We start from the raw sequence: 22,817 nt of genomic DNA, 5'->3' as shown, positions 1-22,817 counted from the left end.
TGTTTCTGTGCGGATCTGTTCTCTCCCGTTGTATCGGTGATCGATTGTGACTGTCCGTGAAGAATGCATGCGGTTCGGCCGCTGACCCGACTGGGGCAGCTCAACAGGACGTACCTCCCGAAACGCCAGAAGGTGGTCAGGAGGGTCCTGGAGCCCGCACCCCGTAACGGAGGTAGATGTGCCGCGTCAGCAAGGGCCCGGAGGGATGGTGAGACCGAGTCCGCGAGCGGTGACGGCCGGGCTGATCTCGCTCCTGGCGCTCGCCGCCACCTCTCTCGTCGCCGGCCCCGCGGCGGCCGTCACCGGAGAGGCGACCCCCTGCGCGCTGCCCCGGACCGAGGCTCACCACTCGCTCGGCCTGGACGAGTGGAACGGCGCCTACCCGCGCCCCGACCACACCCTCGACGCGGTCATGGTCTTCCTCTCGTTCCCTGACGCCCGGCCCGTCACCACTCCCGCCGAACTCGCCGCCGACCACTTCCCCGCCACCACCGAGTTCTTCCGGCGCGCCTCGTACGGAAAGTTCAACCTGCGCCCGCACCCCCTGCGGCAGTGGATCCGGATGCCCAAGCCGTCGGTCTGGTACGGGATACAGCGCGACTGGGACGACGACCGGCGCAGCGCCTACCTGCGCGACGCGATCGACGCGGCCGACCCCGAGGTCGACTTCTCGAAGTACGACGTCGTCTACCTCGTCGCCGACCCGGACGCCCCGGGCGTCGACTCCGACGCCACCAAGGTCGTCAACTTCGACCGGCCGCTGCACGCCGACGGTACGGACATCAGGCGTGTCGTGACCGTCTTCGAACAGCACCCGCCCGACCACAACGTCCTCGCCCACGAGACCGGACACGTCTTCGACCTGCCCGACCTCTACCACCGGCCCTCGGACGGCAAAGGGGACTGGGACACCTATGTCGGCGACTGGGACGTCATGGGCAGCCAGTTCGGCCTCGCGCCGGACCTCTTCGGCTGGCACAAATGGAAACTGGGCTGGCTCGACGACCGGCAGGTGATCTGCATCCAGAGCGACCGGGTCGTCACCCTGGAGCCGATGGCGGCCGTGCCCGTGCCCGGCGCGTCCATCGGGACCCGGCTCGCCGTGATCAGGACCGGCGAGGGCAGTGCGGTGGCCGTCGAGGCCCGCAGCGCCACCGGCAACGACAGTGCGACGTGCACCGAAGGTGTGCTGCTCTACCGGATCCGCAACGGGACACCGTCGGGCGGTGGACCGGTCGACGTCCTCGACACCCACCCCGGCACCGACGCCTGCTGGGACCGCTCGGTCTACCCACCGCTCGCGGACGCCCCGCTGAAGGTCGGCGAGACGTACTCCGTCCCCGGCGGACACACCACGGTCGAGGTCGCCGACCGGACACCGTCGGGCGCGTGGACGGTCCGGATCACCACGGGAACCTGAAGCGGTGGATGACGGTGGTGGATGTCAGCGGTGGATGACAACGAAGAAGCCCCCTCGCTCTCGCGAGGGGGCTTCTCCCGTCTGTGCGCCGCCAGGGACTCGAACCCCGGACCCGCTGATTAAGAGTCAGCTGCTCTAACCAACTGAGCTAGCGGCGCCTGCTGACGTCGTAGACCTTAGCACCCTGATCCGGGGGAGGAAAAATCGAAATTCGGGGCGCCGAAGCGTGCGCCGACCGGGCCACCCGGACGCAGGCCCAGAGCAGGACGTCCGGCCCCGGCAGCCAGGGACTGCGAGTGTCGGGGGCGACCAGCCAACGGGGCCCGGAGGAGGCCGTCCCGCAGGTCAGGGGCGGGACGGTCACCGCGTCCCCGGCGCCGTGGCAGAGCAGCGGGGGCACCTTCGGGCCGCTGTCGTCCGGACCCGCCAGGTCCCGCCCGGACCGGGTTCCCGGGCCGGATCCCCACTCCTCCCAGTCCAGCAACGACGGCAGCCGCTGGGCGGTGCCGGGGGAGGCGAACAGCAGCATCCGGCCGCGGTGCGTGGCGACCGGACCGGAGCCCGGACCATCGGCCCACAGGTGCTCCAGCATCCGGCGTCCGAAGAGCGTCGGCACGTTCACCACGTCGAAGGCGGAACCGCACGGCAGGACCCCGGGCGAGGAGGGGTGCGACTCCCACTGGGTCAGGGTGCTGCGCGGATACGCCGCGGCTCCGGCCAGCCAGGCGGCGCCGGCCGCGGTCACCTGAGCCGTCTGCTTTCCGGCCTGTTCGCGCAGGACGGCGAAGATGTCGGCTTCCTCGGCGGCGTGGTGGCGGGGCCCGTCGCCGTGATGCAGGGTCGTTTCGTCTGGCAGCCAAGCGGTCATATGCACAGGTCTACCCGGAGTGATCACCCGGATTCCGAGAGTTGCCTGAAATCGGGACAGGCTGGGGTGGTGAGGAGTATCTTGCGCACCTGGCATATGCCAACGGTTGTACCCGGAGTCACCGCGGGGCCGATGCTTCGCAGCAAGGGGCCGGTGCTTCGCAGCATGCGGTGCGGGGAAAGGCCGTTGCGGAGTCAGGACCTCGGGTCGTTCAGCAGGCTGCGGCCGAACTCGACCATCTTCACCGCATAGTCCTCGGTCCACTCCGCCCGCTGCGCGATGTCCGCGGTCGTCAGCCGGTCGAACCGGCGCGGATCCGCCAGCTGCGCCGCCGCGATCGCCTGGAACTCGACCGCCCGGTCCGTCGCGGCACGGAAGGCCAGCGTCAGCTCGGTGGCGCGGCTCAGCAGCTCCTTCGGATCGTCCATCGACTCCAGGTCGAAGAAGTGCTCAGGATCGGCGACCGCTGCCGACGGCTCGAAGAGCAGAGGTGCGGGGCGCAGCCGCTGCTGCTCGTTCCGCTCGGGTTGTGCCATGTGGTTCTTCCTCCTCCGGTGGGCCCGACGGCCACCCTCCATTGTCCAGCCCGGCGCAAGGGCGCCTGGTCCTGTCCGCGAAGTCCCGGGGGCGTGCGACGGCCCGCTTCCGATCCGTCGTGCCCCCGTGCGCCCCCGCCGTCAACGTCCCCAGCGCACCCGGTGTTCCGCCAGATGCGCCAGCACCGCGTGATTGGCCTCCCAGCCGTCCGGAAACTTGACCGTCACGCCCAGCTGGACCGGCTCCGTCGACGGGTGCTCGTCCAGCAGGTCCGAGACCCCCTCGCGGCACACCACGATGCAGGCGTGCCGGTGGCGGGAGGCCAGCACGCACAGCCGGCCCGTCTCCAGGTGGAACGCGGTGGCGTCCGGGCGGCCTGACAGCGGGTGCAGGACCACCGTCACATCGAACTCACGGCCCTGGAGCCGGTTCGCGGTGTCCACCGCCACCCCCGTGACCCCGAGCTCGGCGAGCGCCGCCCGGACAGCGGCCGCCTGGTCGCGATGGGCCGTGCCGACCGCCACCCGCTCCGCCGTCACCGGCGCCGGGTCCGGGGAGCGCTCGCTGGTCGCCGCACCACCCCGGTCGAGCAGCCGGCGCACCACCTGGGCCACGGCCCGTACCGCTTCCGGGTCGGTGCGCGGGGTGTGCCGGGCGGGGAGCTCCAGCAGACCCCAGCCGGACTCCGCCGCCTCGTCCAGCACCCGGTCCGCCGCCGAGCCGTCGGACGCGACACCGAACGACAGCAGCCGGTCGCCGTGGTCCGTACCGCTGCGGAACGGGGTGTACGGGTAGAACGCGTCCGACACCAGCGGCGCCGCCGAGGCCGGCAGCCGCCAGGAGACCGGCAGCCGGTGCTGCGGCAGCTCCGGATTGTGCGCGAGCAGCGTGGAGACCGCGCTGGCCGACGGGTCGTAACTCAGGCCCGCCCACTGGTCCGCGCCGACGATCGAGAACGGGTCCAGCTGGCCCGGATCGCCGACGAACAGCGCCCGCTCGAAGAGCCCGGCGACCGCCAGCAGCGCGTCCGAGCGCATCTGGTACGCCTCGTCGACGATCGCGTGGCCCCACGGCTCGACGTTCTTCACATGGGCCCACTTCGCCGCCGTCGAGATGACGATGTCGAGGCCGGCCAGATCCCCCGCCTTCGCCGACTTCCGTACGTTGGCCAGGCCGTCCAGCACCTTGTCGTACGGATCGGAGTCGTTGCTGTGCAACCGGCCGACCGGAAGGCCGGGGTCCTTCTCCGCGAGCCGCACCACCAGGTCGTCGACCTGGGCGTTCGTCTGCGCGACCACCATCAGCGGGCGGCCGGCAGCGGCCAGCTCCAGCGCGGCGCGCACCACCAGGGTCGACTTGCCCGCACCCGGCGGGGAGTCCACCACGATGCCGCGGGCCGAGCCGTTCAGCGTGTCGTCCAGGATCCGGGCGGTGGCCAGGCCCGCCGCCGCGCCCGGGTCGAATACGGCCGTCACAGCAGGTCCTCCGTGGTCACGGGGTCAGGGCGCTCGGCAGCCGCCGCGCCGCCCGGCGGGCCGCCGTGGGTCCACGGGGTCTCCTCCGGATCCGGCAGCTGCGGGCCGCCGCGCTGGTCGTGCTCGAAGAGGGTCCAGGCGATGACGTCACCCGGCTCCGGCACCGAGCCCGGGGCGGGCTCCTTGCCGCGGCCCATCCGGTCGGTGATCCGCAGCACCAGCACGGGTGCCGTGTCGTCCCCCGCCGGACCGTAGCCCGCGAACTCGGCGGTCTGCGGCTTGCCGTCCAGCGAGCGGTAGACCTTCACGCGCTCGCCCAGGTGCGGCTGCTCGGCCGTGCGGACCGTGACCAGAGGGCGCGGCGAGGGGCGCTTGGACTCGCTGTACGCCATCTCCACCGCGGTCACCTCGCCGAGGAACGCCTCGCCCGCCAGCCGCCGGCCGGCCAGCACCAGCGGATCGTCCAGCGCCTCCTGGGCCTCCAGCTGGGCCTGCGCCGTCTCCCGCGCGGCCAGCTTGCGGGCCGCCGTCACCGCGTCGTCCCGGCGCGGCTGCGGCGGCTCGCCGGCCCGCACCCGGTCGCGGTGGCCGGTGAACGACCAGCGGTCGCGGGTCCAGCGGTCCTCGGCCCTGGACCCCTCGGGCAGTTCCCGCAGCAGGTCCAGGCCCTGCCACACCGCGTCCCAGGTCGGCCTCAGGACACCGGCCAGCAGTCCTCGGATCTCCCGCTCGGCCGCGGTCAGTTCCGCAAGCCGGGCATCGGCTGCCAGACCGTCCTCGGAGGCGGCCAGCGAAGTGCGCGCCCGGTCGTACTTCTCGATCGCGGGGGCCAGCAGCCGGTTGTCGAAGTCGGGGTCGGTGGCCGGTCCGGCCGGCGGGCACAGCAGCTGGCCCCCGGCGTCCCTGGCCAGCTCGGCCCGGAGCGCTGCCTCGGCCCCGGACTCGCCCGCCGGCGGGTCGATCCACGCGAGCAGGGCGCCCAGGTGCTGGTCCTCCAGGGAGGACTGGCCAGTCGCCCAGTGCCTGCCCAGCAGATCCGTGCCTGCCAGCAGCAGCGAGGAGCCGGGCACCCGGGCCCGCTCGCCGTAGTGCGTCAGCCAGCGGCCCAGCAGCGGGACACGGGCGGGCGCCGGATACGGGGTGTCGGGGTCGTCCTCGGCGGTGCGCCGGAACCGCATGGAGCGGCCCAGCAGCCGGACGAACTCGATGCCCGCCCGGCTCGGCACGATCAGCTGCGCCGCGTCCGTGCACAGCTCCGTCTCGACCTTGACCTTCTTGCCGGTGCCGGGGTCGGTCTCGCTCCGTTCGGCGGGTTCGATCACATCTGCGTACGACTCGATGTACGGCAGGACCGTCTCGGCGAGCTCGGCCAGGAACGCGAACCGCAGGTCCCGGTCGCGCGGCTGGGCCACGGCCAGCAGCCGGGGCGCGTCCCGGTCCGTGCCGACGAGAGCGCCGAGCGGGGCGCCGGCCTCGCCCGCCGTGGTGAGCGGCACCAGCACGAGCGGGCGGTCCCCGAGGTGGCGGTGGCGGACGGTGGCCATCGGCTGGGCGCGGCCGCTCTCCACGGCCTCCAGCCGGGCCAGAGTGCCGATCAGCGACATGCGGTGCTGCCCTCCAGAGCCTCGGCGCGCAGCGCGGCCGCGCGGAGCAGTGCGGCGACCGTCGGGTCCGCCGGATCGCCCTCCTTGCCCGCGGCCGCGGCGAGTACCCCCGCGACCGTGGTCAGCCCGCCCAGCTCGCCCCGCACGCTCCGCCCGAGTGCCTCGACCGCACCGGCGGCGCGGGCCTTGGACCGGCAGTGGAAGGCGAGTTCGCAGGCGGCCAGGCACTCCGGTGCGTACGCCGCGGTGACGGACTCGACGGCGGTGTCCAGCTCATGGGGGGAGCACTCCGGGTCGAAGGTGGTGCCCTCGGGCAGGGCCGCCGCGATGTCCTCGATCCGGGTGAGCCGGGTCAGCTGCCTGCGGGTGACCGCGCGCTGCTTGCGCACGTCGACGACGGACGCGGTCGGCAGGTTGGAGAAGTCCTTGGGGCAGACCAGCAGCACCCGGTGGCCGACCTGAGCGCCGTCGGTCGCCGCGGCGACCCGCTCCAGCGCCAGGACGTACACGGCGGACTGGCGGGCGGCCGCGCCGACCTTCGCCGCGTCGGCGGAGCCGTCGATCATGGGGAAGGACTTGATCTCGACGACGGTCCAGGTGCCGTCGGGGTGGACGACCACCGCGTCCGGTTCCAGATAGGCGGGTGAGCCGGCCACGTCCAGGGCCAGCATCGGGTGGTCGAGCAGCGCCCAGCCCCCGGACGCGGTCGCCTCGCGCAGGGCGAGCGCGGTGCGGGCGGCGCGGCCCTCGGGGCCCGCGGCCGTCAGATCGGGCACAGGGACGTCCCCGGGCGGTTCGCCGGGCTCGCCGAACCCCTGGTGCAGCAGGCGCATCAGCTCCGTACCCCCGTCGGCCTTGACCCTGGCCTCGAAGGCGTTGCCCCGCATGAAGGCGAACTGGGACTGGCCGAAGGCGGCCGGTGAACCGAGTGCGGTGGCGAGTGCGCCCTTGTCGACCCCGGCCCCGTCGAGCAGGGCGCGCCGCTTGCAGCCGGGGTTGGCGGCCAGGGCGGCCAGCGCGCGGGCGTCCAGCGGACGGGGCGCGACGGCCGGGCCCCTCAGCTCAGCGAGCCGCCTTCGCAGCGTCACCGCCTGCGGCTCTTCCTGCGGAGGCCGGGACGTCGGCCGGGGCAGGTGGGCCGGCCGGTGCTGCTGCATCGGTGGGATCTGCGGAGGTGGTCCGCTGGCCGGGGATTCGCTCACCCGCGGAAGTCTTGCATCCGGCACTGACATCCGGGGACTTCATGGCGGGGGACACCCGTGCGAAGCGGGTCAGGGCCGCGTGCTTGATCCGGTCGGCGAGACGCGACACGGGCCTGGCGAGCAGTGCCCCGACGCCCATGACGGCGGCGCCCGCGACGGCGTCGAGGAAGTAGTGGTTGGCAGTGCCCATCACCACGATGACGGTGATCAGCGGGTAGGCGATGCCGGCGGCCCGCAGGAGGGGGTGCCTGCAGTGGCGCCAGATGAGGATGCCGCACCAGAGCGCCCAGCCGACGTGCAGGCTCGGCATCGCCGCGTACTGGTTCGTCATGCCGCCCATGCCGCGCGGTGCGCTCGCCTCGGTGCCCCACCAGCCGTACGAGCTGTACTGGGCCATCGTGTCGACGAAGCCGTGCCCGGCGGCCAGCAGCCGCGGCGGGCAGGTCGGCATCAGCGTGAAGCCGATGAGGCCGAGCATCGTGGATGTCATCAGCCAGGTCCTGGCCCGGCGGTAGGCGGCCGAGTGGCGGCGGAACATCCATATCAGGACGGCCGGGGTGACGAGGTAGTGCAGGGAGGCGTACGCGAAGTCGGCGGGTATGCCTATGGAGGGGTGCGCGGTGAACAGCCGGTTGAGCGGGTGCTCGGCATTGAGGAAGAGGGCCTGTTCCAGATGCAGGATGCGCAGCCCGTGGTCGACGGCGGTGGACACGTCCCCCCGGACCAGGAGTCTGCCGCCGGAGTACGCTGCGTACACCAGGGCCAGGAGCGGGAGCTCGGTCCACCAGCGGGGCCGGGGGCGCGGCACGGGCGCGGTGGTGGCATGCGGCATCCGGAAGTTCTCCATCATGTGTTCATGCGGCCGACGGCGGGCGTTCAACCGTACGGTGCAGGTCGGCCGCGATTCCCCCGGGGGTGCCCTTTCGGCGCCCCTCAGCTGCTCGGATTCATCTGTGGTCAGTGGGACGCCGATGCGGCCCCACAGGTTGCCTCTCGCGAAGGTACGCGATGATGGAAATCCGGACGATCCGTTTCCCCGCTCCGCCCGTTGTATCCGTTCCATCCCGGACGGATTCGTCCCCATCGATGTCCAAGATCTCAGATCCCGCATCTCAGGTCCCAGTTTTTCAGGGAGAGCTGTCACATGGCACCGCGCATCCTGCTGGCCCGGCACGGCCGGACGGAATGGTCCGTCAAGGGCAATCACACCGGCAGGACGGACATTCCGTTGCTCGACTCGGGGCGCGAGGGGGCCAAGCTCCTCGGTGAGCGGCTCCACCGCAGGCCGTGGGTGGACCTGCCCGGGCTGGAGGTCCGCACGAGTCCGCTCGTGCGGGCGTCCGAGACGTGCGGAATCGCGGGGTTCGGCGACCGGGCCGAGCCGTGGGACGCGCTGATGGAGTGGGACTACGGGGCGTACGAGGGGATGACGCCTGCCGAGATCAAGGCGGCCCGCCCGGACTGGTTCATCTGGCGCGACGGGGTGCCGGAGGGGGAGACCCTGGCCCAGGTGTCGGCCCGCGCCGACGAGATCGTCGAGTGGGCGCTCTCGGCCGACCGTGACGTCCTGGTCTTCGGCCACGGCCACATCCTGAGGGTGCTGGGGGCGCGGTGGCTGGGCGAGGACGCGTCGTACGCGGCACGCCTGCGGCTGGAGCCGACGGCGCTGTCGGTCCTGGGGTGGGCGTACGGGGCGCCGGCGCTGGAGCGCTGGAACGACACGGGGCACCTGGAGGGCTAGCGGTTCGCTTCGGCCCGTCCGGCGTTTTGAGGGCGGAACCGGTGCGCCCGTCCCTGGGCGCTGGTCCTTGTCCTCAATCGCCGGACGGGCCGGTTCGTGCGCCCCGGCCCGGGCCGGGGGTTCCGTCCTCAATCGCCGGACGGGCTTGAGTCGGGCGGCGCTTCCGTCCTGTGCGGCCGGACGGGGTTGAGCGAGGTGGAGTTCCCGTCCTGTGCGGCCGGACGGGCCGGCGTTCCCGTCCTGCGGCCGGACGGGAATGGGCGGGCCGGTCTTCCCGCCCTGCGCGGCCGCGCCCGGCTGTCTGCCCGCTATCCGCCCGCTGCGGACATCGTGTGGCGGTCCAGGAAGTCCTTGACGTCCACCGAACCCCGGCCCCGGGGACGCAGGACCTTGACCGCGTCCGCCAGCATCGACCGGATGCGGGAGGACTGGACCTGGTCCAGCAGGTCCAGCACCCGGTGCCCCGTCGCCGCGGCCTCCTCCGTGAGGCCGGCCAGGGCCAGGTCCGTCGTCAGCTCCGCGCGGTACAGCGCCAGGTTCCGGGTGAAGTGCGGTTCCTGGAGCCGTGTCGCCCGCCGCGCATGGCGCGCGGCCCGCGACCAGTCGCCCAGCGCCGACCAGCACTGTGCCTCCAGCATCTCCAGCTCCGCCTCCCGGAAGAAGGTCATCCACTCCGGGTCCGCCGCTGACGGTCCCCGGCCGAACGCGGTGTGCGCCCGGCCGAGCGCCCGCTCGCAGCCGGTACGGTCCCCGAGCCCGGCCCGGCCCCCCGCCTCCCGCAGCGCGAGCAGCGCCAGCAGCCGCGGTGAGCCCAGGGGCTGCGCGGCCCGCTGCCCCGCCTCCGCCGCGCGTACGGACTCGCGCGGCCGGCCCATGTCGCGGGCCAGGAAAGACGCGTTGCAGAACGCGTGCGCCTCCAGCGCCGGGTCCCCGGCCACCCGCGCGGTGGCCAGCGCCTCCGCGTAGTGCGAGCGGGCGTCGTCGAACCGGCCCGAGTCATGGGCCAGCCAGCCCACCGAGATGGCCAGCTCACCGGCGCCGGCGTGCAGCCGGTCCGCCGTGGAACGCCGGGTCGCGGTGCCGGAGTCGAGCAGCGCGTACGCAGCCCGCAGCGGCTGGGAGGCCCGCCGGTAGAGACCGTCGCCGCCGTGCCGGTCGTCGAGCAGGCGGATCTGCCGCACCGCCTTCTCGACGGCTCTCACCTCCGCCTCGCCGACCCGGCGCTGCGCGGGCACGGAGGCGGCGGCCGGGGGGCCGAGACCCAGGCCCAGGGAGACGGCCGCCACCGCGGTGGTGCCGCTCGTCATGAATGCGCGACGCAGCACGTCGCTCTCCTCGTCGGTGTCGCTGCCGAGCACGAGCAGCGGGGAAGTCGGGGGTGGCGGGGCGTCCGCCGCGGACCGGGCCCCCCGGCCGCGTACCGATTCGCGCGGTGAGAAACCCAGGTCCGCCAGGGTCGCCCCGGGGAACATGTGCAGGAAGACCCGCTCGTACGCGTAGTTGGGACAGCGGATCTCGCCGGACTCCACGCGTCCGATGTACCGGGCGTCGCACGCGACCTGCTCGCCGATCTCGCGAGCGGACCTGCGTACCGCGGCAGCGAACTCTCCGGCGGAGCGCTGTCCGCGCAGCCGCCGGAAGGCGACGTTGGGAACTGCCGGTGTCGTCACCATGGCGGGGCCCTCTCTGGTGCGAGCCGGGCGCCTGTTTCCGGTGTCCCGGCGGAGCAAGAACGTACCTGCTGTGACGAGTCGCACACGCTGCGTTTGCTAACAAATCGGATATCTCGCCCACGATCCGCCATGAACTGCCACCCTTTGCGGGGGTGCTGCACCGTAGCCCTTGACGCGGTCGGCGCGTTGGTCCACGTGGAGACGGAGTCCGGCTCCGCCCGGCGATGAGAGGAGAGGTCCCTTGTTGCACCTCGGTATGGCGACCGGATCGCGAACGACCGCGACGACGGCGGCCACCACGGCGACGACGGGCACCACGGCATCCGCCGAGGGGCCCGGCGCCCCCGGCGCGCCCCCCGAGCCCGAACCCTGCGATCTCGTGACCGTCCCCGCCCGCCAGGGTCTGGAGGCCGTCGACATCCTGCGGCGCGGCGCCGACCGGAAGGCGGTCGGACCGGTCATCCACGACGGGGCCTGCGCCACCCTCGGCTTCCTGGTGCCCCCCGGCACCGCGCAGGCCTGGGACGTACCGGGCAGTGCCTGTACGCAGACCGACGGCCGCGGGCTGCGCATCCCCGCCGAGCCGCCGGCCCCGGGCAGCGGCTGGCTGCTGCCGCCCGCCGACAACACCCCGGTCACCGACCCGGCCGTGCTGCGGGCCGCGCTCGACCAGGCGGCCCGTCTGATCGAGGCGGCCGACAACTGCCGCTGACGGCCCCACCGCGACGGCCGACGGCGTGAGCTCTTTCCTGCGCCCATAATGGCCGGGCGGCGGGTGCCTCGATCAGCCCGTCGCGGCCGGTCCGGACCGGCCCGGACGCGAAGAGCAGTGAGCAGGGACGAGTAGCAGTGGCACGTCGAGGAGCGGCCGGCGGTGCGGGTGACCGCAAGCAGCGCGCGGACCGCAGGACCGACCGCAAGGCGGCACGCGGCTCCGAGCGCCCCGAGGGCAACGTCACCGAACCGGTGGACGGCGGCCTCGCCGAGCTCGTACCCGACCGGGAACGCCGGCGCGCCTGGACCCTGACGATCGACGGTGCCCCGCAGTCCCACGTGGACCTGGACGATCCGACGTACCTCTCGTTCGAGTACCAGCGGCGGATCGGCCACGTCGCCGATCTGGTCGCGCCCCCCGGCCGGCCGCTGCACGTCGTGCATCTGGGCGGCGGGGCCTTCACCCTCGCCCGCTACATCGCCGCGACCCGCCCCCGCTCCACCCAGCAGATCGTCGAGGTGGACGCCGCCCTCGTCCAGCTGGTGCGCCGGGAGCTGCCGCTGGACCCGCAGGCCAGGATCCGGGTCCGCGCCACCGACGCCCGCGCCGGGCTCGGCAGGATCCAGGACGGCTGGGCCGACCTCGTCATCGCTGATGTCTTCAGCGGGGCCCGTACCCCCGCCCATCTCACCAGCACCGAGTTCCTCGCCGAGGTGCGCCGCGTCCTGAAACCCGGCGGGAGTTACGTGGCCAACCTCGCCGACGGCCCGCCGCTGGCCCATCTGCGCGGCCAGATCGCCACCGCCGCGACCGTCTTCCCCGAACTGGCGCTCGCCGCCGACCCGACCGTGTTCCGCGGCCGCCGCTTCGGCAACGCCGTGCTGCTCGCCTCGGACGTGACGCCGAAGATCGCGGAGCTGACCCGCAGGGTGGCGACCGACCCGCACCCGGGGCGCGTCGAACACGGGCGGGCGCTCGCCGACTTCACCGGCGGCGCGGCCGCGGTGCACGACGCGGACGCCCGGCCCTCGCCCGCGCCCCCGGCGTCAGCCTTCGACTGACCGCGGGGCGGACGGCGTCACGACTTCACGATCTCGACCTGCGGCGGATGGTCGTTCCAGGTGCAGAAGACCGACACCGTCGTGCCGTCGTCCTTGGTGAAGTTCACCCGGATCCAGGTCGTGTTCGTCCAGACCTGCACCGACCAGCCCTGCTCCGGGGTCGCCGAGACCAGTTTCGCCGAGTCCGTGCCGAGCTCGAAGACGATCCGGCCGCCGTCCGTCCCGTAACTCCTCGCCGTGCCCGACGCGGTGGCCGTGGCCGTCGGCCGCGGAGTGCCGGCGGGGGTGCGCGACGGTGCCCGGGACGGGGTCGTGGACGGCTTCGGGGTGGTCCGGGGTGTGGCGCGGGGCGTCTTCGACGGGGACGGCTCCGGGCGATGGGTCGAGGACGACAGGGTCTCGGCGCTGTCCCGGTCGCTCCGGGGCCCCGCCGCGATCGGCACCGCGCGCGGCGGGTCGTACGCCGTACCCGCCATCACGGTGTGCACCCCCCACCACGAGAGCGTGACCGCGGCGCCGGTGGCGAGCGACCACGCGAGCGCGTGTACGAGACCTCGTTGCATCCGGCACATCCTGCCCCACGGTCCCGGCCCTGTCGTCACCACCGCCACCGAGCGGACCGAGCGGGCCCCGATGGCGTACGGTGCCGCCCATGCCAAGTGTGCTCGTGGTCGAGGACGACCAGTTCGTACGATCCGCCCTCATCCGGCACCTGACCGAGGCCTCCCACACGGTACGGAGTGTCGGCACCGCGCTCGAAGCGCTGCGCGAGGTCGCCCACTTCCGGTTCGACGTGGTCATCCTCGACCTCGGGCTGCCCGATCTCGACGGGGCCGAGGCACTGAAGATGCTGCGAGGCATCACCGACGTGCCGGTCATCATCGCGACCGCGCGCGACGACGAGAGCGAGATCGTCCGGCTGCTCAACGACGGCGCCGACGACTATCTGACCAAGCCGTTCTCCGTGGAACACCTCTCGGCCCGGATGGCGGCCGTACTGCGCCGCTCGCGGGCGGCCGGCGGCGAGGCCCCGCCGCCGCGCGTCATCCAGGTCGGCGGGCTCTCCATCGACCCGCTGCGGCGCCTGGCCGAACTCGACGGCACGGAACTCGACCTCACCCGACGCGAGTTCGACCTGCTCACCTTCCTGGCCGGCCGGCCGGGTGTCGTCGTCCCGCGCAAGGAACTCCTCGCGGAGGTCTGGCAGCAGTCCTACGGGGACGACCAGACCATCGACGTCCATCTCTCCTGGCTGCGCCGGAAACTGGGCGAGACCGCCGCCCGGCCCCGCTATCTGCACACCCTGCGCGGCGTCGGCGTGAAACTCCAGCCGCCCGCCGCACCCCCGGAGCAGCCCGCATGAGATGGGCCCTGGTCAAGGTCTGCCTGGCCGTCACCACGATGGTCGTCGTCGCCTTCGCCGTCCCCCTCGGTCTCGTCATCAAGGAGATGGCGCGCGACCGTGCCTTCTCCGACGCCGAACGGCAGGCCGCGACGATCGGCCCCACGCTCTCCATCACCACCGACCGCACCGAGCTGGAGACGGCCGTCCTCACCACCGAACCCGGAGCCGCGGGCCGGATGGCCGTCCACGTACCCGCCTCCGGCGAGGCCGACGGCGTGGCGGTGGAGATCGGCAGCCGGCGTGCCACCCGCAAGGACCTGGAGACCGTACGGGAGTCGGGGCGGGCCTCCATCACCGAGGTGGCGGGCGGCTCCGCGCTGCTCCAGCCGACCTCGCTGGGTTCGCGGGGCACCGTCGTCGTCGAGGTGTTCGTGCCGGAGGACGAGGTCTCCAACGGCGTCGCCACCGCCTGGCTGATGCTGGCGGGGGTGGGCATCGCGCTGATCGTCGGTTCGGTCGCGGTGGCCGACCGGCTGGGCGTACGCATGGTGGAACCGGCCCGGCGGCTGGCGGGCGCCGCACAGGACCTGGGGGAGGGGCGGCTCGGCACCCGGGTGCCGGAGGAGGGACCGACCGAACTCCGTTCCGCCGCAGCCGCGTTCAACTCCATGGCCGACCAGGTCGTCCAGCTCCTCGCCAACGAGCGTGAACTGGCCGCCGACCTCTCGCACCGGCTGCGTACCCCGCTCACGGTGCTCCGGCTCAACGCCGCCTCGCTCGGCGAGGGGCCGGCGGCCGAACAGACCCGCGCGGCGGTCCAGCAGCTGGAGCGCGAGGTCGACACGATCATCAGGACCGCCCGCGAACAGCGCCCCCAGTCCCAGGGGCAGAACGGTGGACCCGGGGCCGGATGCGACGTCTCCGAGGTGATCCGTGAGCGGATGGACTTCTGGTCCGCGCTGGCGGAGGACGAGGGCCGCGAGGTGCGCCTCGCGGGAGTCGACCGTACGGTACGGATCCCGGTGGCCCGTCCCGAACTGGCCGCGGCACTGGATGCGTTGCTCGGCAACGTCTTCCGGCACACCGCGGAGGGCACCGCCTTCGCCGTCGACGTCCACCACAGCGGGGACGCGGTGATCGTGCTCGTCTCGGACGCGGGCGGCGGCATAGCGGACCCGAAGGCCGCACTGGCGCGCGGCAGCAGCGGGCGTGGCGGCGCGAAGGGGGCGGTGGGCTCGACCGGGCTGGGCCTCGACATCGTCCGCCGGGTCGCCGAGTCGACCGGGGGCGACGTGCGGATCGGGCGCTCGGTGCTCGGCGGCACCGAGGTGCGCATCTGGATCGGGCTCGACGGGCAGCAGCCGCAGCGGCGCGGGCGCGGCCACCGGGTGGGGCGGCAACGGCGCGGGGTCAGCCGCGGCGCAAAGCTCCCATTCCGCTCCGGTGCGGGCCCGAACCTTTAGACCGGCCGATGGGCTCCTTAAGCCAACCCTAAGAACATCAACTCCGGTCCGAATCGCGCTGTTTGTCGGATCCGGTGCCGCTAGCGTGCTCCCGCATCCCCCACTTCCGTATGACGAGGCAGGAACGCGATGGGCACCAGCACGCACCGGCGAACGGCGAGCACCAGGACCAAGGCGATCGGCGCGGTCGTCGCCGCGGCCGTGATCGGCGGAACGGTCTTCGCCCTCACCGGCACGGCCCAGGCGGCGGCAGTCGGCGCCGCGTACACGAGGACCAGCGGCTGGACCGGCGGATACACCGGGCAGTACGTCGTCACCAACGAAACCGACACGGCCAAGTCCGGCTGGACGCTCGAGTTCGACCTGCCGGCGGGCACGAGGCTCAGCTCCCTGTGGAACGGCGAGCACACCGTCAGCGGCAGCCACGTCACCGTCGAGCCGGCCGGCTGGGACAAGGAACTCGCACCCGGCAAGTCCGTCACCATCGGCTTCGTCACCAGCTCCGACGGCACGGCCGCCGACCCCACCGGCTGCCTCATCGACGACGCCAAGTGCTCCGTCGACACCGGCGCGACACCGGAGCCGAGCGGCCGCCCCACCGAGACCGCGACCCCCACGGCGATCCCCACCCCGACCGCCTCGGCCACCCCGACCCAGAAGCCGACCGAGACCGCGACGCCGACGCCCACCCCGACCCCCACGAAGACCGACGGCGGCCCCGCGGCGAGCGGTGCGGGCTTCGCCCCGTACGTCGACACCTCGCTCTACCCGGCGTACGACCTGGTCGACACCGCGGCCAAGACCGGTGTGAAGGAGTTCAACCTCGCCTTCATCACCTCCGGAGGCAGCTGCGCCCCGCTCTGGGGCGGGGTCACCGGGCTCGGTGACGACCACGTCGCCTCCCAGATCGGCGCCCTGCGCGCGGCCGGCGGCGACGTCCGGGTCTCCTTCGGCGGCGCCTCCGGCTCCGAGCTGGCGCTGAACTGCACCTCGGCAGCCGATCTGGCCGCGGCCTACGGCAAGGTCGTCGACACCTACGAGCTGACCAAGGTCGACTTCGACATCGAGGGCGGGGCGCTGCCCGACACGGCGGCCAACTCCCGCCGCTCCCAGGCCATCGCCCAGCTGCAGAAGGCCCACCCCGGCCTCGACGTCTCCTTCACCCTGCCGGTGATGCCCGAGGGCCTCACCCAGCCAGGCGTGGACCTGATCGCGGACGCGAAGAAGAACGGCGTGGACGTCGGCGCGGTCAACGTCATGGCGATGGACTACGGCGCCTCGTACAGCGGCGACATGGGCGCGTACGCCATCCAGGCGGCGACGGCCACCCAGGCCCAGATCAAGGGCGTGCTGGGCCTCTCCGACGCCGACGCGTGGAAGGCCGTCGCCGTCACCCCGATGATCGGTGTGAACGACGTCAGCACCGAGATCTTCAAGGTGGAGGACGCCACCCAGCTGGTGGCCTTCGCCAAGGAGAAGGGCCTTGCCTGGCTCGCGATGTGGTCGGGCACGCGGGACAAGGAGTGCGCGGGCGGGGCGAAGCCCTCCGCGGACGCGTCGTGCAGTTCGATCGCGCAGGAGCCGCTCGCCTTCACGAAGGCGTTCGGCGCCTACAAGTAAGCCACCACCCCCGCCCGCGCATCCCGGCCGGTCCCCACACTCCCCCCACAACCGGCCGGGGTGCGCGCCCCTTCGCCCGCGCAGGCCGCGTCAGTCAGTCCCGCGCCCGGTTCGCCGCCGACAGCACCGCCGCCACCGACGCCACCACGCTCGAAGGGCCCTGGCCCGCGCCCCAGCACTCCGCATCGCCGACCCGGCACCGCGCATACGCCGTCACCGGCCCCTGTGGCCCCTGCGAGCCGTGCTCCGCGAAGTCGAGGACCGTGACCTTCACCCCGGCACCCTCCAGCGCATGCGTGAACGCCGACACCGCGCCACCGCCCGTGCCCTCGTAGTCGCCCTCGCGCCCGTCCACCCGCAGCGTGCAGACGAAGCGGTGCTCACCGGCCGGGCCGCTCTCCGTCGACCAGGAGGCCAGGGCGACCGAGCCGTCCCGCCCGGGGGCCAGATACGTCGCGTCGAACAGGTTCCACAGGTCCTTCGGCGTCGCCTCAAGACCGCTGTCGTCCGTTGCCTCCTGCACCGTGCGGGAGAAGTCCGACCGCATCCTCGCCGGCAGGTCCACCCCGTGGTTGCTCCGCAGCAGGTGGGCGATGCCGCCCTTGCCGGACTGGCTGTTGACCCGGATGACCGCCTCGTACGTACGCCCCACGTCCGCCGGGTCGATCGGCAGGTACGGCACCGACCACAGCTCGGAGTCGCTGCCCGCCCGGTGTGCGAACCCCTTGCTGATCGCGTCCTGGTGGGTGCCCGAGAAAGCGGTGTACACCAGGTCGCCGCCGTACGGATGGCGGGGCGGCACCGGCAGCCGGTTGCAGTGCTCGACCGTGCGGCGGATCTCGTCGATGTCCGAGAAGTCGATCATCGGGTCGACCCCCTGGGCGTGCAGATTGAGGGCCAGGTTGACCAGGTCGACGTTGCCGGTGCGCTCCCCGTTGCCGAACAGGCAGCCCTCCACCCGCTGCGCCCCCGCCAGTACGGCGAGCTCCGCGCAGGCCACGCCCGTACCGCGGTCGTTGTGCGGATGGACGGAGAGGATCACGGAATCACGCCGGTCCAGATGGCGGTGCATGTACTCGATCTGGTCCGCGTACACATTCGGTGTCGCGATCTCCACCGTGGCCGGGAGGTTGTGGATGACCGGCCGGTCCGGCGAGGCGTCCCACAGCTCGGTGAGGCTGTTGCAGACCTCCAGGACGTAGTCGGGTTCGGTCAGGATGAAGACCTCGGGCGAGAACTCGAAGCGGATGTCCGCGTCCGGCCTGGCCCGCGCCAGCCGGTCCATCTGCCGCCCGGCGTCCAGTACGACACCGTGCACCTCGGCCCGGCTCCGCCCCAGGACGACGTCACGCCAGACGGGCGCGGTCGGGATGTAGAGGTGGACGACCACCCGGCTCATCCCCGCGACGGACTCGAAGGTCCGCTCGATCAGCTCCGGCTTGGCCGGGGTGAAGACGACCACGGTCACGTCGTCGGGTACGGCCCCGCTCTCCGCCAGATGCCGTACGAAGTCGAAGTCGGTGCGGCTCGCGGACGGGTAGCCGACCTCGATCTCCTTGTAGCCCATCGCGACGAGCAGATCGAACATCCGGCGCTTGCGCGGGGTGTCCATCGGCTCGGAGAGGGCCTGGTTGCCGTCGCGCAGGTCGACGGGGACCCAGAGCGGGGCGCGGTCGATACGGGCCTGCGGCCAGCTCCGGCCGGCCAGCGGGATGTCCACCCGGTCGAAGGCCGACCGGTAGCGGTGCGAGGGCATCGAGCTGGAGCGCTGCGGATTCCAGTGCGGCGCGGCCTCGGGGACGGGCCCCCGCGGGGTGCAGACGGTGGGGAAGCTGTGCATCGGTGACAGGACGTCGGAGATGAACTCGGACGTGAGCTCGGACATGAACGTGGTCTCTTCTCGCATCGCCGGATGCGACCGGCACAGCACGGCACCCCGCGGCGGGGTGCCGATCGCTTCAGGCCCCGCCGCGGCAGCCGAGAAGAAGGAGACCGCGGTACGTCATGATCGGTACAGTAGCCAGAAAGCAAGTCCTCAGACAACCTGACAGGTGAAACCCGTGTCCTCGCTCGGTCCGCTCCGCCCCAGCCCCCTGGTCGAACAGGCCACGAGCCATCTGCGCGCGCAGATCACCGAGGGGCACTGGCCGGTCGGCACGAAGATCCCCGGGGAGACCACGCTCGCCAAGACCCTGGGAGTCGGCCGCTCCACCGTGCGCGAGGCGGTGCGTACGCTCGCGACGCTCGGCCTGCTCCGGTCCCGCCAGGGCGCCGGGGTCTTCGTCATCGCCGACCACGCGACGGAGGAGTGGCCGGTCCGGCTTCGCAGGGCCTCGGTCACCGACGTCTACGAGGTGCGCATGCTCATCGAGGTCCAGGCCGCCCGGCTGGCCGCCCGCCGCCGCACCGACGAGGACCTGATCGCGCTCGATGCGGCGCTGGCGGCACGGCGGGCGGCGGGCGCCGGGCCGGACCCCGATTTCGTGGACGCCGACATCGAACTGCACCGGGCGGTCGTGGCGGCCGCCCACAACCCCGTACTCACCGATCTCTTCGGCGAGTTCGCCCCCGCGCTGCGGCAGGGGCTGATCGACCTCGTGGAACTGCTCGGACTGCGCCGCGACGACCCGAACCACGGTGAGGCGCAGCACCATGCGCTGGTCAGGGCGGTCGTGGCGGGCGACGCGGAGTCGGCGGGCCGGGCCGCCCAGGCGGAGCTGGAACACACATTGGCCCGCCTGCGCACGGCCTGACCGCCCGCAGCCCGCCGGCCGCACTCCTGGACGCCGGGGGACCCCGGGCGAGCCGGCGTGCCCGGGGGCCCTGGGCCCCGGGCCCTGGGCGATTGCGGTCGTCCCGGCCGCCCGAGCTCTCTGCTCGGCCCGGTTCGACCCGTTGATCAGGACGTCCAACTGGCCCGGCTCGTCCTGGTGTTCCGGACCCTCCCGGTGGCCCGGGTTGTCCGGATCGGCGGCTTCCGTGCGGGCGCCGTTCCGGTCACCCGCCGGGCCGCTGTTTCGGCCACCGCCCGGCGCTCGAGTTCGGGGAAAGAACGCGGAGGTGCCTCTGGGTGCCCCTTGGGTGCGACGTCCCGTTCACCTTCCGGCGGGCCCTGCGAGAGGAATCGGGGGTGGCGAGGAGTGTTTCCGGACGCTGACGGAAATCCGGCGCGATCGGACCGGCTTGTCGGCGCCGACCGCAAGATCCACTCTCAACAGGGCTCTCACCTGGGGGAATTCAGGAGTGAATCAGTCCGCTTCGCATGGTTGCACGCTTTGGCAAGCCTTCGGCCGGACACGGTCTCGTGACTTGCAGGACACGCTCGCGCAACGGAAGCGTCTTCAACTCTTGACACCCACCCCTCCCAGGCAGCAACCTTCCGACATCGACGCATGGGAGCGCTCCCATATCGCAAGAGGATTTCTCGCGCGAACGGCACTGCCCGTGTCCTCCCCCCCTGAACCATCCGGCACCCGCACTCACCAGCGCGTATGCCACGCAGTGAGCCAGTCCCACCCTGGAACAAGGAGTAGTGGAATGCGTATCACCCGCACCGCCGCCGGTCGGAGCCGCAGAGTCGCGGTCCTGGCCACCACGGGCCTGACAGCCACGGCCTTGTTGCTGACCGGCTGCAGCAGCGACTCGGACTCGTCGGACGACACGTCCTCCGACGCGAACGGGAAGATCACGCTGACCGTCGCGGACTTCGGGCAGTTCGGCTACAAGGAAGCCGGCCTCTTCGCGAAATACCACGAGCTGCACCCGAACATCACGGTGAAGGAAGAGACCACCGCCGAGGAGAAGAACTACTACCCCAAGCTGCTCCAGCAGCTGAACTCGGGCAGTGGTCTGGCTGACGTCCAGGGCCTCGAGGTCGGGCGCATCAAGGAGCTCGTCGACACGAAGGCGGACCAGTTCGCCGACCTGAGCAAGGTCATCGACGTCAACGAGTGGGTGTCCTGGAAGGAGAAGCAGGCCACCACCAAGGACGGCAAGGTGATCGGCGCGGGTACCGACATCGGCCCGATGTCGCTCTGCTACAACGCCGAGCTCTTCAAGAAGGCCGGTCTGCCGACCGACCGCAAGGAGGTCGCCGCAAGGATCTCCGGGGGCTGGGAGGACTACCTCAAGCTCGGTGAGGAGTACAAGAAGAACGCGCCCGCGGGGACGTACTTCATGGACTCCGCCAGCGCGATGTTCAACGCCGTCGTCAGCTCGAACGCGAAGCAGTACTACGACGAGAGCGGCAAGGCGATCTACGAGGACAGCCCCAGCGTCAAGCAGGGCTGGGACCTGGCGGCCGAGGCCGCGGACAAGAAGCTGACCCAGGGCCTCGCCCAGTTCGGCGACCCGTGGAAGGCCGCCCTGCGCAAGAGCACCATGGCCACCGTGGCGTGCCCCGCCTGGATGGCCGCTCAGATCTCGATCGCCGCCGGTGACGGCAACAAGGGCAAGTGGGACATCACCACCGCGCCCGGTTCGACCGCCGCCAACTGGGGTGGCTCCTTCCTCGGTGTGCCGACGTCCGGCAAGCACGTCAAGGAGGCCGGTGAGCTCGTCAAGTGGCTGACCGCGCCCGAGCAGCAGGCCGCGGTCTTCAAGGCGACCGGCCTCTTCCCGTCCAACAAGGGCGCGTACGACCTGCCCGACGTGAAGAACGGCAAGCTCGCGTACTTCAACGACGCCCCGATCGGTGAGATCTACGCGGACGAGGCCAAGTCCATCCCCGAGGCGATCATCGGCCCGAAGGACGGCGTCATCAAGGACAGCATCTCCACCCAGATCAACAACATGGAGCAGCGCGGCACCAAGCCCGACAAGGCGTGGGACGCGGCGACCGAGGAGATCGACAAGGCGATCGGCTGACGTTCGCAGCAGCGGGCGGCCCCCGGGCCGCCCGCACCTGCGTGTCCCCACCCCATGGGGCGCCGGGGTCCGAGGAACGGTAAGCCTCGCGGAGGGCTTGCACGGGGCGACCGGGTACCTCCCGGCCGCCCCGTGCAAGCCCACCGCACGCGCTTGTCGCCGACGACCCGGCCACCCGGCCCGGCCCCGTACCCGGGTATCCAAGCAATCCAGGGAAGGACTCCCGCCCGTGGCCACCTCGACTCCCACCCGGGACGCATACGCCCCGCCACCCCGGAAGAAGCCGGTCGACGCACGTCGGCAGGCGTGGCGGAGCCGCCTCTGGCGGTTCGACGACAAGGCATCGCCGTACGCCTACATAGCCCCGTTCTTCCTCGTCTTCGGTGCCTTCGGGCTCTATCCGCTGATCTACACCGGCTGGATCGCCCTGCACCGGGTCGAGATGACCGGCCTGGACCAGATGGAATGGGTCGGCTGGGGCAACTTCGACAGGATCCTGCACGACTCGGAGTTCTGGACGGCCGTCACCAACACCTTCCTGATCGGTGTCATGTCGACGGTCCCGCAGCTGCTCGTCGCGCTCGGTCTGGCGCACCTGCTGAACTACAAGCTCCGTGCCAGCTCCTTCTGGCGGACGGTCATCCTCACCCCGTACGCCACCTCGGTGGCCTCCGCGGCTCTCGTCTTCGCCCTGGTCTTCCGGGCCGACGGCGGTCTGCTGAACTGGGCGCTGGAGTTCGTCGGTCTCGGACACACCAACTGGGCCAACGGGCCCTGGACGTCCAAGATCGCCATCTCCATCATCGTGATCTGGCGCTGGACCGGCTACAACACCCTGATCTACCTCGCCGCGATGCAGGCCGTGCCGTCCGATCTGTACGAGGCCGCCTCGCTCGACGGCGCCTCGCGCTGGCAACAGTTCCTCAAGGTGACCATCCCCTCGCTGCGGCCCACGATCCTGTTCACGATCGTCATCTCGACCATCGGTTCCATGCAGCTGTTCGGTGAGCCGCTGCTGCTGGAGGGCGGCACCCTCGGCGCGATCGGCGGCAATGAACACCAGTACGAGACCCTCAGCGTCTACCTCTTCAACTACGGCTGGAACCTGGGGCATCTCGGTCCGGCCGCCGCAGTGGCCTGGGCGATGCTCGCCCTCCTGCTGATCATCGCCGCGGTCAACTGGCTCATCGGCCGCTTCGTACGCAAATCCGCGGTCTGACCGGGAGC

General features: G+C 72.1%; 19 protein-coding genes and 1 tRNA gene. 10 read left to right on the top strand and 10 right to left on the bottom strand.

Annotation, left to right across the window (positions count from 1 at the left end):
• Nucleotides 1-205: 205 nt before the first annotated feature.
• On the top strand, nucleotides 206-1,420 hold the full coding sequence (locus SH922_RS13985) for a M6 family metalloprotease domain-containing protein (protein WP_393058290.1): 1,215 nt from the start codon (nucleotides 206-208) through the stop codon (nucleotides 1,418-1,420).
• 84 nt (nucleotides 1,421-1,504) lie between these two features.
• Here SH922_RS13985 and SH922_RS13980 read toward each other — a convergent pair.
• From SH922_RS13980 to SH922_RS13950, 7 genes are all read right to left on the bottom strand, one after another.
• Nucleotides 1,505-1,578, bottom strand: a tRNA-Lys gene (locus SH922_RS13980).
• A complete protein-coding gene (locus SH922_RS13975; protein ID WP_393058289.1) occupies nucleotides 1,569-2,288 on the bottom strand; it encodes a hypothetical protein in 720 nt (239 codons plus the stop codon). The genes SH922_RS13980 and SH922_RS13975 overlap by 10 nt, the downstream gene beginning before the upstream one ends.
• A 194-nt stretch (nucleotides 2,289-2,482) precedes the next feature.
• A complete protein-coding gene (locus SH922_RS13970; RefSeq protein ID WP_393058288.1) occupies nucleotides 2,483-2,824 on the bottom strand; it encodes a hypothetical protein in 342 nt (113 codons plus the stop codon).
• A 141-nt stretch (nucleotides 2,825-2,965) separates the two neighbouring features.
• Complete coding sequence (locus tag SH922_RS13965) at nucleotides 2,966-4,300, bottom strand: AAA domain-containing protein (RefSeq protein WP_393058287.1); 1,335 nt, start codon at nucleotides 4,298-4,300, stop codon at nucleotides 2,966-2,968.
• Nucleotides 4,297-5,904 (bottom strand): hypothetical protein, encoded by a 1,608-nt coding sequence (locus SH922_RS13960; RefSeq protein WP_393058286.1) that lies wholly within the window; start codon nucleotides 5,902-5,904, stop codon nucleotides 4,297-4,299. Before SH922_RS13960 ends, SH922_RS13965 begins: the two co-directional genes overlap by 4 nt.
• Nucleotides 5,895-7,061: a hypothetical protein gene (locus SH922_RS13955; RefSeq protein WP_393058285.1), complete on the bottom strand. Its 1,167-nt coding sequence runs from the start codon at nucleotides 7,059-7,061 to the stop codon at nucleotides 5,895-5,897. The genes SH922_RS13960 and SH922_RS13955 overlap by 10 nt, the downstream gene beginning before the upstream one ends.
• Nucleotides 6,967-7,938 (bottom strand): phosphatase PAP2 family protein, encoded by a 972-nt coding sequence (locus SH922_RS13950; RefSeq protein ID WP_393058284.1) that lies wholly within the window; start codon nucleotides 7,936-7,938, stop codon nucleotides 6,967-6,969. The genes SH922_RS13955 and SH922_RS13950 overlap by 95 nt, the downstream gene beginning before the upstream one ends.
• A 312-nt stretch (nucleotides 7,939-8,250) precedes the next feature.
• Here SH922_RS13950 and SH922_RS13945 point away from each other — a divergent pair, with 312 nt between their 5' ends.
• A complete protein-coding gene (locus SH922_RS13945; RefSeq protein ID WP_393058283.1) occupies nucleotides 8,251-8,847 on the top strand; it encodes a histidine phosphatase family protein in 597 nt (198 codons plus the stop codon).
• A 308-nt stretch (nucleotides 8,848-9,155) separates the two neighbouring features.
• On the opposite strand, the gene SH922_RS13940 is transcribed toward SH922_RS13945, so the two are convergent.
• Nucleotides 9,156-10,520, bottom strand: coding sequence for a tetratricopeptide repeat protein (locus tag SH922_RS13940; RefSeq protein WP_393058282.1), 1,365 nt, complete (start codon nucleotides 10,518-10,520; stop codon nucleotides 9,156-9,158).
• Between the two features lie 256 nt (nucleotides 10,521-10,776).
• On the opposite strand from SH922_RS13940, the gene SH922_RS13935 reads away from it, so the two are divergent.
• Nucleotides 10,777-11,232: a hypothetical protein gene (locus SH922_RS13935; RefSeq protein ID WP_393063559.1), complete on the top strand. Its 456-nt coding sequence runs from the start codon at nucleotides 10,777-10,779 to the stop codon at nucleotides 11,230-11,232.
• A gap of 137 nt (nucleotides 11,233-11,369) precedes the next feature.
• The gene (locus SH922_RS13930) at nucleotides 11,370-12,296 is read left to right on the top strand and encodes a spermidine synthase (protein ID WP_393058281.1); all 927 of its coding nucleotides are present in this window, start codon (nucleotides 11,370-11,372) and stop codon (nucleotides 12,294-12,296) included.
• Between the two features lie 17 nt (nucleotides 12,297-12,313).
• On the opposite strand, the gene SH922_RS13925 is transcribed toward SH922_RS13930, so the two are convergent.
• Nucleotides 12,314-12,859 (bottom strand): hypothetical protein, encoded by a 546-nt coding sequence (locus SH922_RS13925; RefSeq protein WP_393058280.1) that lies wholly within the window; start codon nucleotides 12,857-12,859, stop codon nucleotides 12,314-12,316.
• An 89-nt stretch (nucleotides 12,860-12,948) separates the two neighbouring features.
• Here SH922_RS13925 and SH922_RS13920 point away from each other — a divergent pair, with 89 nt between their 5' ends.
• The 3 genes from SH922_RS13920 (at nucleotide 12,949) to SH922_RS13910 (ending at nucleotide 16,724) form a co-directional block, all read left to right on the top strand.
• A complete protein-coding gene (locus SH922_RS13920) occupies nucleotides 12,949-13,659 on the top strand; it encodes a response regulator transcription factor (RefSeq protein WP_393058279.1) in 711 nt (236 codons plus the stop codon).
• Nucleotides 13,656-15,104 carry a sensor histidine kinase gene (locus SH922_RS13915; protein ID WP_393058278.1) on the top strand — a complete coding sequence of 483 codons (1,449 nt, stop codon included), beginning with the start codon at nucleotides 13,656-13,658 and terminating at the stop codon, nucleotides 15,102-15,104. The genes SH922_RS13920 and SH922_RS13915 overlap by 4 nt, the downstream gene beginning before the upstream one ends.
• 129 nt (nucleotides 15,105-15,233) lie before the next feature.
• Nucleotides 15,234-16,724: a cellulose binding domain-containing protein gene (locus tag SH922_RS13910; protein ID WP_393058277.1), complete on the top strand. Its 1,491-nt coding sequence runs from the start codon at nucleotides 15,234-15,236 to the stop codon at nucleotides 16,722-16,724.
• Nucleotides 16,725-16,818: 94 nt separating this feature from the next.
• Here the strand turns inward: SH922_RS13910 and SH922_RS13905 are convergent, their stop codons facing one another.
• A complete protein-coding gene (locus tag SH922_RS13905; RefSeq protein ID WP_393058276.1) occupies nucleotides 16,819-18,609 on the bottom strand; it encodes a 2-isopropylmalate synthase in 1,791 nt (596 codons plus the stop codon).
• Nucleotides 18,610-18,784: 175 nt separating this feature from the next.
• On the opposite strand from SH922_RS13905, the gene SH922_RS13900 reads away from it, so the two are divergent.
• The 3 genes from SH922_RS13900 (at nucleotide 18,785) to SH922_RS13890 (ending at nucleotide 22,809) form a co-directional block, all read left to right on the top strand.
• Nucleotides 18,785-19,477: a FadR/GntR family transcriptional regulator gene (locus tag SH922_RS13900; RefSeq protein ID WP_393058275.1), complete on the top strand. Its 693-nt coding sequence runs from the start codon at nucleotides 18,785-18,787 to the stop codon at nucleotides 19,475-19,477.
• A gap of 784 nt (nucleotides 19,478-20,261) precedes the next feature.
• Nucleotides 20,262-21,590, top strand: coding sequence for an extracellular solute-binding protein (locus tag SH922_RS13895; RefSeq protein WP_393058274.1), 1,329 nt, complete (start codon nucleotides 20,262-20,264; stop codon nucleotides 21,588-21,590).
• 229 nt (nucleotides 21,591-21,819) lie between these two features.
• Nucleotides 21,820-22,809: a carbohydrate ABC transporter permease gene (locus SH922_RS13890; protein WP_393058273.1), complete on the top strand. Its 990-nt coding sequence runs from the start codon at nucleotides 21,820-21,822 to the stop codon at nucleotides 22,807-22,809.
• The last annotated feature ends 8 nt before the right edge of the window (nucleotides 22,810-22,817 follow it).

Origin of the sequence: Streptomyces sp. LN549, from assembly GCF_043203805.1 — a bacterium.
GTDB lineage: Bacteria > Actinomycetota > Actinomycetes > Streptomycetales > Streptomycetaceae > Streptomyces.
The sequence above is the reverse complement of the archived record's forward strand: the minus strand, read 5'-3'. Positions and strand labels throughout refer to the sequence as shown.

Coding starts and splice junctions, on each gene's coding strand:
- SH922_RS13985 (WP_393058290.1), top strand. CDS start 206: ATGGTGAGACCGAGTCCGCGAGCGGTGACGGCCGGGCTGATCTCGCTC.
- SH922_RS13975 (WP_393058289.1), bottom strand. CDS start 2,288: ATGACCGCTTGGCTGCCAGACGAAACGACCCTGCATCACGGCGACGGG.
- SH922_RS13970 (WP_393058288.1), bottom strand. CDS start 2,824: ATGGCACAACCCGAGCGGAACGAGCAGCAGCGGCTGCGCCCCGCACCT.
- SH922_RS13960 (WP_393058286.1), bottom strand. CDS start 5,904: ATGTCGCTGATCGGCACTCTGGCCCGGCTGGAGGCCGTGGAGAGCGGC.
- SH922_RS13955 (WP_393058285.1), bottom strand. CDS start 7,061: ATGCAGCAGCACCGGCCGGCCCACCTGCCCCGGCCGACGTCCCGGCCT.
- SH922_RS13950 (WP_393058284.1), bottom strand. CDS start 7,938: ATGCCGCATGCCACCACCGCGCCCGTGCCGCGCCCCCGGCCCCGCTGG.
- SH922_RS13945 (WP_393058283.1), top strand. CDS start 8,251: ATGGCACCGCGCATCCTGCTGGCCCGGCACGGCCGGACGGAATGGTCC.
- SH922_RS13940 (WP_393058282.1), bottom strand. CDS start 10,520: ATGGTGACGACACCGGCAGTTCCCAACGTCGCCTTCCGGCGGCTGCGC.
- SH922_RS13935 (WP_393063559.1), top strand. CDS start 10,777: ATGGCGACCGGATCGCGAACGACCGCGACGACGGCGGCCACCACGGCG.
- SH922_RS13925 (WP_393058280.1), bottom strand. CDS start 12,859: ATGCAACGAGGTCTCGTACACGCGCTCGCGTGGTCGCTCGCCACCGGC.
- SH922_RS13920 (WP_393058279.1), top strand. CDS start 12,949: ATGCCAAGTGTGCTCGTGGTCGAGGACGACCAGTTCGTACGATCCGCC.
- SH922_RS13915 (WP_393058278.1), top strand. CDS start 13,656: ATGAGATGGGCCCTGGTCAAGGTCTGCCTGGCCGTCACCACGATGGTC.
- SH922_RS13910 (WP_393058277.1), top strand. CDS start 15,234: ATGGGCACCAGCACGCACCGGCGAACGGCGAGCACCAGGACCAAGGCG.
- SH922_RS13905 (WP_393058276.1), bottom strand. CDS start 18,609: ATGTCCGAGCTCACGTCCGAGTTCATCTCCGACGTCCTGTCACCGATG.
- SH922_RS13895 (WP_393058274.1), top strand. CDS start 20,262: ATGCGTATCACCCGCACCGCCGCCGGTCGGAGCCGCAGAGTCGCGGTC.